Source organism: Brevundimonas pondensis, assembly GCF_017487345.1.
Lineage (GTDB): Bacteria > Pseudomonadota > Alphaproteobacteria > Caulobacterales > Caulobacteraceae > Brevundimonas > Brevundimonas pondensis.
The window spans coordinates 787,312-797,557 of sequence record NZ_CP062006.1 but is presented as its reverse complement, the minus strand read 5'-3'; the positions used below and the strand labels follow the sequence as shown (position 1 = coordinate 797,557).

The following is a 10,246-nucleotide window of genomic DNA, read 5'->3' as shown; positions in this document are numbered from 1 at the left end:
AAGAGAACCAGGGAGAAGAGCGACATGATCGTCGTGCCGGAGGACCGTATCCGCGACTTCAAGGCCAGGGGCTGGTGGGGCGAAGACACGCTGGACGACCTGTTCCGTCGTCACGTCGCCGCCATGCCGGACGCCGAATCCGTGGTCGACCCCATCAACCGCGAAGCCATCATGGGCGGCGCCCCGGCCCGCCTGACCTGGGCCGAGGTCGAGGACCGGGTCGCCCGCTACGTCGCCGTTCTACACACGGTCGGCGTCGGACGCGACGACGTGGTGGCGGTGCAACTGCCCAATGTCATCGAGCTGGGCCTGATCTACCTGGCCTGTATCCGCCTGGGCGCCATCATCACCCCCGCCCCGGTCCAGTACCGCGAGCACGAATTGGCCTATATCGTCGCCAAGACGGACACCAAGGCCGTGGTGACCGCCGCCCGCATCGGCAAGCACGCCCATGCCGCGATGATGCTGTCGGTCCAGGCGGACGCCCCCACCCTGAAAGCCGTTCTGGTGGCCGGCGGCGAGGCGCCCGCCGGAACCATCGACCTCGACGCCCGCGCATCGGCGTTGGACGAGACCGAGATCGAGGCCGGACGCGCGGCGGCCCGCGCCGCGAACATTTGCGCCGACGACATCGTCACCATCTGCTGGACCTCCGGCACCGAGGCCCAGCCCAAGGGCGTGCCGCGTAGCCACAATGAGTGGATCATCATGGGCGCGGGCGTGGCGGACGCCGCCGACCTGCAACCCGGCGCGGTGCTGCTGAACCCCTTTCCCATGGTCAATATGGCGGGCATCTCGACCAGCTTCGTCTCCTGGCTGCTGCTCGGCGGTGTTCTGATCCAGCATCAGCCGTTCGACCTGCAGATCTTCCTGCAACAGGTCCGCGCCGAGAAGATCGACTACACTGTCGCCCCGCCCGCCGTGCTGAACCTGCTGCTGCAGAACGAGGCCCTGCTCGAAGGTGTCGATTTCGACCGGCTGCGGTCCATCGGCTCAGGTTCGGCGCCCCTGTCGGAATGGATGGTCCGCACCTTCTTCGAGAAGTACGGCGTCCAGATCGTCAATTATTTCGGCTCCAACGAAGGCGCCTCCTTCCCCAGCGCCCAGAAAGACGTGCCGGATGCGGCCGAACGCGCCGTCCTGTTCCCGCGCCTGGGCGAAGGTTTCCGATGGAAGGCCCTGCTGCACGACCGCATCTTCACCCGCCTGGTCGATCCCGAGACGGAGCAGGAGATCACCGCGGTCGGGGTGTCTGGCGAGCTGCGGGTCAAGGGCGCGACCATCTTCTCGGGCTATTGGCGCTCGCCCGAAATCAACGCCCGGGCCTTTGACGCGGACGGCTGGTTCCGCACCGGCGACCTGTTCGAACTGGCGGGCGACCAACGACAGTTCTACCGCTTCGTCGGCCGCCTGAAGGACGTCATCATCCGGGGCGGGATGAATATCTCGTCCGAGGAAATCGAGGGTCATCTGATGGGCCACGCCGCCGTCGCCGATGTGGCCGTGGTGGGCGCTCCCGACCCCAACCTGGGCGAGCGTCTGTGCGCCTTCGTCGTCTTCAAGCCGGGTCAGACCGCCGACCTCGGCGACATCAACCGCTTCCTGACCGGCGACAAGCATGTCGCCGTCTACAAGCAGATCGAACGGCTGGAAGTCATCGACATCCTGCCGCGCAACCCCGTCGGCAAGGTGCTGAAACGCGACCTGCGCCGGTCCCTCGGCGACCACTCTGGACAGTTGAAATCCGCATGACCACCGCCTTCCCCCACCCGATGCGCCTGCCCGTGATTTCGGCGCCCATGTTCCTGGTCAGCGGGCCGGAACTGGTCATCGCCGCCTGCAAGGCCGGGATCGGCGGCGCCTTTCCCACGCCCAACTGCCGCACCGTCGCCGACCTGGACGCCTGGATGGGTCAGATCACCGACGCCTTGAACCCCGGCGACGGGCCGTGGGTCGCCAACCTGATCACCCACTCGACCAACGCCCGGCTCGAAGAAGACCTGAGGCTGGTGGCGCAGTACAAGCCGCCCATCGTCATTACCGCCCTGGGCTCGCCCAAGCCGGTGATGGAGACGGTCAAGGGCTATGGCGGCCTGGTCTTCGCCGACGTGGTCAACATGGCCCTGGCCAGGAAGGCCGCCGACGCGGGCGTCGACGGCCTGGCCTGCATCAGCGCCGGCGCGGGCGGCCACACCGGCCACCTGTCGCCCTTCGCCTTCGTCTCGGCGGTGCGCGAGTTCTTTGACGGCTGGCTGACCATCGGCGGCGGCATCGCCGACGGCGCGGGCGTGGCGGGCGCGATCGCGGCAGGCGCCGACATGGTCTACATGGGCACCCGCTTCCTGGCCGCCGCCGAGAGCCGGGCGCAGGACCCTTACAAGCAGATGATCGTCGACAGCGGCCCCGACGACCTGATCGTCTCCTCGGCCATCACCGGCACCCCGGCCTCCTGGCTGAAGCCCAGCCTGCGCGCGGCGGGCATGGACCCGGACGCCCTGGGCGGCCCGATCACCCGCGACTATTCCGGCGACGCGGCGCACAAGCGCTGGCGCGACATCTGGGCCGCCGGCCAGGGCCTGCAGAAGATCAACGCCGTCGAGCCCACGGCCGTCGTGGTGGACCGGCTGGAGGCGGAATACCGCGCCGCCGCCGCCCGCTTCGCCAGGTTGAGCGCTCCCCGGAGCGTCGCCGCATGAGCGGATCGCCGCAGATGATTCAGCCGCCCGTCTTCGCCCTCGATCCGGCGCAAAGCGGGCTGGAGCTGGCGCGGCGGTGGATCGAAACGGTCTGGCCGGGCGGTTTCGTCAACCGTCTGGCCGCCCGTCCGGTGGACGTGGCCGAGGGTCATATGCGGGTCGAGTGCGACATCGACCCCGGCCATTCCAACTTCGTCGGCCTGGTGCATGGCGGGGTGACGGCGGCCCTGGTCGATATCGTCGGCGGCGGCGCGGCCATGACCCTGCTGAAGCCGGGCGAGTTCCTGCTGTCCACCGACCTGTCGATGCGCTTTCTGAACGCCGCCCCCATCGGCTGCGGACGACTGATCGCCGAGGGTCGCGCCGTCTACGCCGACCCGCGCAAGGTGGTCGCCGAGGTCACGGTCTCTACGCCCGACGGCCTGACCATCGCCCACGGCTCGGCGGCCATCGCCATCCGCACCCGTCGTCAGGACGGCTGAGCCGCCTCAATCCCGGCCGATCACCAGGCTGACGGTCGTGGTGGTCGAGCCGCCGATATTCAGCGTCTGGACGTTCTTCGCCCCCTCGACCTGACAGCCGCCCGCCGTTCCGGTCGTCTGGCGAAAGGCGTCCAGCGCCATCCGCACCCCAGTCGCGCCGACCGGGTGGCCGCAGCCGATCAGCCCGCCCGACGGATTGATCGGCAGACGTCCGCCGATCTCGATGTCGCCCGCCTCGACCGCCTTCCAGCTCTCGCCCGGCGCGGTCAGCCCCAGATGGTCGATGGCCATGTATTCGGTCATGGCGAAGCAGTCGTGCGTCTCGACCGCGTCGATCCCGTCCAGCGACAGACCCGCCCGCGCCCGCGCCTCGTCAATGGCGCGTTTGACCTGCGGGAAAACGTAGTCGCCCCCGGCGCTGGCCTCGACCTTGCGCTGATAGCTGAGCGGGCCCGAGCGATGGCCCCAGCCCTTGATGCGCGGCAGGTTTTCCAGAGGCACGCCGCGTCGCCGGGCATAGTCCGCCGCCCGTTCGGCTGAGGCCAGAACCACCATGGCCGCGCCGTCCGTCACCTGGCCGCAGTCGCTCTTGCGCACCCGCCCCTCGATCACCGGATTGGCTTCATCGTCGGCCGAAAAGCTGGCGTCATTGAAGACGTAGTCGCGCGTCTGGGCCCTGGGGTTCAGCCTGGCGTTGGCGAAGTTGATCTGCGAGATGCGGCGCAGATGCGCCTCGTCGATGCCATAGCGGCGGTCGTATTCGTCGGTCAGTTCGGAAAAGGCGCGCGGCCAGACGTAGCGCGCGTCCTGATACTCATGCCCCACCCAGGCGGCGGCCCCCAGATAGGCGGCCCCCGTCTCGCCCGGCACGTTGCGCATCATCTCCAGCCCCAGGACGGCGGCGGTTCCGTAGCGCCCGGACTCGATGTCCGCCATCGCCGCCAGCAGGGCGATGCTGCCCGAGGCGCAGGCCGCTTCGTGCCGCGAGGTCGGCAGGCCGTCGAAGGCCGGCTCGGCCATGGCGAAGAAGCCGCCCAGCTGCCCTTGGCCCGAGAACAGGTCACCGACGAAATTGCCGACATGGCCGACCTCGATTTCGTCCGGCGCCATGTCCACGGCGTCGAGACCCCCGCGCAGAGCCTCGGCGAAGCCATCACCGATCTCCAGTCCCTCGCGGGCCCAGTTGCGTTTGAAGTCGGACTGCCAGCCGCCCAGGATATAGACCATCGGATATCTTCCTCTGTTTCAGGCGACGATGACGCCCGGCCCGGCAGGCTCGGCGTAGAGGGCCTCGACCTGGGCCCCGCGGTTGTCGATGACGGCGCGGCGGTTGATCGTCGCCTTATCGGAGACTTCGTGCGCGTTCGGGTCGGGCGGCGTCGTCAGGAAGGCCAGACGCGCGATACGGGCGCTGGCGCCGTGAGCCGAGGCGTTGTGGGCGGTCAGCCGTTCGCGCACCGCCTGCGCCAGGGCGCCCGACGTCAGGGCCTCGCCGGCCTCCATGCCCAGCACAGCCTTGATCCCGACGGGCGACGGCCAGGCCAGAACCCCAAGCCACGGCCGGTTGTCGTCGCACAGCACCACCTCGGCGACGAGCGGCGCCAGGGCCTGAAAGACCGTTTCGCGCATCTGCGCCCCAAACACCCAGGAGCCCGTCGACAGCTTGAACTGATCCGCCAGCCGCCCGGCGAAGAAGACGCCCTGGGTCGGGTCGTCTCGATCCGTCAGGGTCGCCAGGTCGCCCATGCGGTAATAGCCCTCGGCGTCGAACGCCTCGGCCGTCCGCGCCGCATCCTCATGGTAGCCGCCCATGACGTTCGGGCCGCGCACTCGCACCTCGAACCTGTCGGCGTCGTACGGGACCAGCTTCACCTCGACCCCCGGCACGGGCAGGCCCAGCCCCAGACGGTCGGTATATTGGTGCACCACCATGAAGCCCGCCGTGGTTTCGGTCGCGCCATAGGCCGAGGTCAGCATGATGCGATGGCCCGTCTCCGCCACCGCCATGGCCTGTATCCGGTCGCTGACCGACTGGTTCAGAGCCGCGCCGCCGAACACCATGACCCGCAGGTCGGAGAAGAAGGTCCGGCGCAGTTCGGCGTCCGCCTCCAGCGCGTCGGCCAGCATGGCGTAGCCGGTGGGCACGTTGACGTAGTAGCGCACAGGCCGCTCGCGCAGGTTGCGAATAGACGCCTCGAACAGGCCCGGCATGGGCTTGCCGTCATCGATATGGAAGGCGCCGCCCGCCAGCAGCACGGCCCTCAGCACCGCCGCCCCGGCCACATGGTTCCACGGCATCCAGCCCAGCAGGTCGCCGGACCAGGCGTAGTCCTCGCCGATCACCTGGGCCGCCTGGGCCGTATTGGCGGCGATGGAGCGCAGGCTCAGCGGCACGACTTTGGGCAGGCCTGTCGAGCCGGAGGTCATCATGAACTGGGCGACCTGTTCCGGCTTCAGACCCTCGATGCTCGCGGCCACGCCGGGACCGGGGCGCGTGGCCATGACCTCCGTCAAGGGCAGGCTCGTCCGCGTCAGCGCCTCGGGCGTGGCGGTGATAACCACGGCTTCGCCCAGGTCCAAGGCGTCGATCGCGGCGGCGGCCATGCGGGCGTCCTCGATCAGCAGGATCGACGGCTTCAAGCTGCGGATGACGTGATTCAGTCGCCCCAGGTCGCCGCCCAGCAGGGCGTAATGGGCGCTGACCGGGGCCGTCGGCACGCCCGCCGCCAGGGCTCCGAACAGGAAGGCCGCCATGACCGGGCTGTTGGCGCCCATAACCATCAGCGGCCCGCCCGTGTGCCGCGGATGATCCAGCAGCCACTGGGTCACGGCGTCCATACTGGCCTTCAGTTCAGCATAGCTCTGCAAACCCCAGGCGCCGCCCTGGGCCGGCTCGCGACGGGCCAGGGCGGTCTTTGCCCCTTCACGCGCCGCCACCGCGGCGAAGGCGCGCGGCAGGTTCCAGTCATGCGCGGCCAAGGGAATGCGCGAGCGCATCACCATGGCCCCGTCCGCCTCGCGCCGCACCTCCAAATCAACCGGCATCAGGCCGGCGTCACGGAACGGCGCCGCTCGCCACGACGCCGTTTCCGAAGCTGCGTCCACCGTCGCCTGTCCCAAAGCCGTCATCGCCCCCTCCCGATCGCCGCTTCAACAAGGTCTGCTAATGAAAGCATGGTGAAGGAGCCCTGGCCGGTCAAGCCGCCTCGTCCGGCAGGAAGCGGCGATCGGCCCAGCAGGCGTGGGTGCCTGAACTGATCTTGTGCGGCAGGGCGATGCGGCAAACGGGGCCGTCCTCGAACCGCTTGCAATCGATCAGGATGCACTCCGACCGGCCCGCGTTCTCGTCGATGATGAAGCTGACCAGATAGCCGTCGTCTTCATCCTTGGCGCCGATGCGCGGCGCGAAGGGCGCCTCGCTGGCGTAACGTCCCTCAGGCAGGTTCACTGTCCAGGACTCGCCGGACTTCAGATCGTGCTTGATGAAGCCGTTGAACAGGAACCAGCCTGGCTTGGTCGTGGTGCTATAGGCGTAGCGATAGGCTTGGCCTGCGTACTGCTGATTGATGGTGCCGAACTCGACCAGGCGGTCGTCCAGCCGTTCTTCCCTGGTCGTGCCGTCCTTCAGGTTGAAGCGCCAGCGGTGCAGTTTGGGCCTGAAGCTGTTCTCATCGACGAAGGCCATCATGTGGGCGTGTTCGGCGTAGATCTCGGGCAGATCGCCCAAGGGATCCGGCATCGGCTTTTCCTGGAAATAGCCGTCCATGATGATCTCGTCGCCTTCCTCATAGGCGTTGAGGAAGTGCAGGACATAGGTCGGCGCCGCCTCGAACCAGCGGACGTCCTCGGTCGTCCCATAGCGAGGAATGACAGCAAAGCGCGACGGCATGTCGGGGCGATAGCGCACGGCGTGATATCCCGCCTTCAGCGCCTTCTCGTCCCAGAACAACGGGAAGTCGTTCAGGATGGTGTAGTTCTCGCTGAAGATCATGTCGTGCGGCAGACGCGCGCCCGGCAAGGGGATCGGCGTGTAGTGCGTCCGCCGCCCGTCCGGCGCGACCACGCCGTAATACATGTAGGGCGCGTGCTTGGAGTAGTTGAAGAACAGCAGCTCGCCGGTCCGTTCATCCACCCGCGCATGGGCCGACACCCCGTCCAGCGGCGCCCACGACGCCACGCCTTCATCGTCCAGGGTGTTGGGGTCCAGCTGATAGGCCTCGCCGCACTGATAGAAGGTCGCCAGCGCCTTGCCCGCATGGACCACAACGTCGGTGCTGGCTGAATCCTTGATGCCCCCGTGGGCGCCGAAGCCAGGACGTTTCGACACGTTCGGCCCGTCCATCATGCCGCCCCATAGGCTTTCGCCCGCCTGCTGCTCCGCCTGAAAGCAGCGGCCCCTCACGAAGCGGTTGCGATAGTCGGCCTTGCCGTTCCGGAAGCTGATCTGGTGCAGCATCCCATCGCCGTCGAACGGGTGGTGGCGGCCCAGCGGCGTGTGCACCTGGTTCTCGGTGTTGCGGATGTAGACGCCGTCGATGTCAGCCGGGATGGCCCCCTCGATCACCTGCAGATCAAAGGCGTTCACCTCCTCATGCTGGGGCGTCCACGGCCCGCTCAAATAGGGATGATTGCTGGGCTTGAGGGTCGCGACGATGGGCGACAAACGCTCGATCTTCATGGCTCGTCTCCTGGCTCTGGACGAACCCTCGCGCTTTTGGTCTATTTACGCAAGTTAGGGGCGCGTATTTTTCAATACGCTCCTTCCGTCCGCCCAAACCGAGCATCCGCCATGTCCCAACAAGCCGCTTTCGAGGGCGCCGGTCCGATCCGCGCCGGTCACGAACTGCCGCTGGATCAGCTGACCGACTGGCTGCGGCGGCACGCGCCGAACCTTGGAGAGCTCCAGAAGGTCAGCCAGTTCAACGGCGGTCAGTCCAATCCGACCTATCGTCTGGATACGGCCACGGGCGCCTGTGTCCTGCGTCGCAAGCCAACCGGCGTCGTGCTGAAGGGCGCCCACGCGGTCGAGCGCGAGTTCAAGGTGATTTCGGCGCTGCGCCAGGCGGACTTCCCCGTGCCCGCGCCCCTGGCCCTGTGCGAGGACGAGGCCGTCATAGGCTCGCCCTTTTATCTGATGGAGATGGTTGAGGGCCGCATCTTCTGGACCCCCACCCTGCCCAGCCTGACGCCGGCCCAGCGTAGCGCCCATTTCGAGACCTTGAACGCCACGATCGCTCGACTGCACGCTCTGGATGTCGCCGCTATCGGCCTCGACGACTACGGCCGGCCGGGGAACTTCTTCGCCCGCCAGATCGCGCGCTGGTCGCGACAGTATCTGGAGGACGACTTGGCAGGCCGCGATCCGAACATGGACCGCCTCGTCGCCTGGCTGCCCGAACACGCCCCGCCGGACGACGGCTCCGTCGCCGTGGTCCATGGCGACTTCCGCGCCGACAACGCCGTCTTCGCGCCGGATCGGGCCGAGGTGCGCGCCGTGCTCGACTGGGAGCTGTCGACCCTCGGCCACCCCATGGGCGACTTCACCTATCATCTGATGATGTATCGTCTGCCGCCGCACATGATCGGCGGCTTCGCCGGCGCCGACCTGACGGCCCTGGGCATCCCGACCGAGGCTGACTATCTGGCCGCCTACTGCGAGCGTGTCGGGCGGACGCCGCCCACGCCCCAGGAACTGCGCTTCTACATGGCGTTCAACATGTTCCGGCTGGCGGCCATCTTCCACGGCATCAAGGGGCGGATCGCGCGCGGCACCGCCTCGTCCGTCCACGCCCAGACCATGGCCGACAACCTGGCCGAACTCGCCGCCCTCGCCTGGGCCCAGACGGAGACGACCTCGTGAGCCAGAACGATCTCGAACACGGCCGCGCCATCGCCGAACGCGTCGAACGTTTCGTCCGCGATGTCGTCATTTCCTATGAAAAGGACCCCCGCGCCACATCGCACGGCCCCACGGACGAGCTCGTCGCCGAACTGCGAGGGCTGGCGCGCGAGGCCGGACTGTTGACGCCCCACATCGACGCGGACGGCTCGCACCTGTCGCAGCGCGCGACGGCCCTGGTGCTGCAGGCCTCGGGCCTGTCGCCACTCGGCCCGGTCGCCCTCAACGTCATGGCCCCGGACGAGGGCAATATGTACCTGCTGGGCCAGGTCGCCAGCGCGGCCCAGAAACGCCACTTCCTGAACCCGCTGGTCAGAGGCGAGACGCGCTCGGCCTTCTTCATGACAGAACCGGCCGAAGACGGCGGGGCCGGAGCCGATCCCTCCATGCTCAAGACCGTCGCCGTTCAGGACGGCGACCGCTGGATCATCAACGGCCGCAAGGCCTTCATCACCGGCGCGGTCGGCGCCGCCGTCGGCATCGTCATGGCCCGCACCGACAGCGGCGACGGCAAGGTCGCCGCCACCATGTTCCTGATCGACCTGCCCGATCCCGCCGTGCGGATCGAGCGCGTGATGGAGACGATCGATTCCTCCATGCCCGGCGGCCATTCGGTCGTGGTTCTGGACAACCTCGCCGTCGCTTCGGATCAGATCCTCGGCGCACCCCACGAAGGCTTCCGCTATGCTCAGGTCCGACTCAGCCCGGCCCGGCTCAGCCACTGCATGCGCTGGCTGGGCGCCTGCCGCCGCGCCCATGAGATCGCCTCCGCCTACGCCATAAGGCGTCACGCCTTCGGCAAACCATTGATCGACCACGAAGGCGTCGGCTTCATGCTGGCGGACAACATGATCGCGCTGAAGCAGGCCGAGCTGATGATCGACTGGTGCGCGGGCGTTCTGGACACCGGCGCACTCGGCACGACCGAAAGCTCCATGACCAAGGTCGCGGTGTCCGAAGCCCTGTTCGGCGTGGCCGACCGCTGCGTCCAGGTCATGGGCGGAACCGGCGTCTCGGGCGACACCGTGGTCGAGCAGATCTTCCGCGAAGTCCGCGCCTTCCGCATCTATGACGGCCCCAGCGAGGTTCACCGCTGGAGCCTGGCCAAGGCCGTGAAGCGGCAGGCGCTGAGCCAGAACCTCGCCATCAAGAGCGCATATCGCAGCTGA

Annotated in this window: 8 protein-coding genes; 5 read left to right on the top strand and 3 right to left on the bottom strand. The window is 67.9% G+C overall.

Annotated elements, in window-relative coordinates; all coding sequences use genetic code 11:
- Positions 1 to 24 precede the first annotated feature (24 nt).
- Genes IFE19_RS04215 through IFE19_RS04205 form a run of 3 tightly spaced genes read left to right on the top strand, consistent with a single transcriptional unit; the run spans position 25 to position 3,178 of the window.
- Complete coding sequence (locus IFE19_RS04215; protein WP_207825964.1) at positions 25 to 1,752, top strand: class I adenylate-forming enzyme family protein; 1,728 nt, start codon at positions 25 to 27, stop codon at positions 1,750 to 1,752.
- Complete coding sequence (locus IFE19_RS04210) at positions 1,749 to 2,696, top strand: NAD(P)H-dependent flavin oxidoreductase (RefSeq protein ID WP_207825962.1); 948 nt, start codon at positions 1,749 to 1,751, stop codon at positions 2,694 to 2,696. The genes IFE19_RS04215 and IFE19_RS04210 overlap by 4 nt, the downstream gene beginning before the upstream one ends.
- Before the next feature lie 14 nt (positions 2,697 to 2,710).
- Positions 2,711 to 3,178, top strand: coding sequence for a PaaI family thioesterase (locus tag IFE19_RS04205; RefSeq protein WP_207825960.1), 468 nt, complete (start codon positions 2,711 to 2,713; stop codon positions 3,176 to 3,178).
- A 6-nt stretch (positions 3,179 to 3,184) separates the two neighbouring features.
- Here IFE19_RS04205 and IFE19_RS04200 read toward each other — a convergent pair whose 3' ends face one another.
- From IFE19_RS04200 to IFE19_RS04190, 3 genes are all read right to left on the bottom strand, one after another.
- Positions 3,185 to 4,405 carry an acetyl-CoA acetyltransferase gene (locus tag IFE19_RS04200; RefSeq protein ID WP_207825958.1) on the bottom strand — a complete coding sequence of 407 codons (1,221 nt, stop codon included), beginning with the start codon at positions 4,403 to 4,405 and terminating at the stop codon, positions 3,185 to 3,187.
- Between the two features lie 18 nt (positions 4,406 to 4,423).
- A complete protein-coding gene (locus IFE19_RS04195; RefSeq protein ID WP_225910395.1) occupies positions 4,424 to 6,307 on the bottom strand; it encodes an AMP-binding protein in 1,884 nt (627 codons plus the stop codon).
- Positions 6,308 to 6,374: 67 nt separating this feature from the next.
- Complete coding sequence (locus tag IFE19_RS04190) at positions 6,375 to 7,856, bottom strand: carotenoid oxygenase family protein (RefSeq protein ID WP_207825956.1); 1,482 nt, start codon at positions 7,854 to 7,856, stop codon at positions 6,375 to 6,377.
- 111 nt (positions 7,857 to 7,967) lie between these two features.
- On the opposite strand from IFE19_RS04190, the gene IFE19_RS04185 reads away from it, so the two are divergent.
- Positions 7,968 to 9,038: a phosphotransferase family protein gene (locus IFE19_RS04185; RefSeq protein WP_207825953.1), complete on the top strand. Its 1,071-nt coding sequence runs from the start codon at positions 7,968 to 7,970 to the stop codon at positions 9,036 to 9,038.
- The gene (locus IFE19_RS04180) at positions 9,035 to 10,246 is read left to right on the top strand and encodes an acyl-CoA dehydrogenase family protein (RefSeq protein ID WP_207825951.1); all 1,212 of its coding nucleotides are present in this window, start codon (positions 9,035 to 9,037) and stop codon (positions 10,244 to 10,246) included. Before IFE19_RS04185 ends, IFE19_RS04180 begins: the two co-directional genes overlap by 4 nt.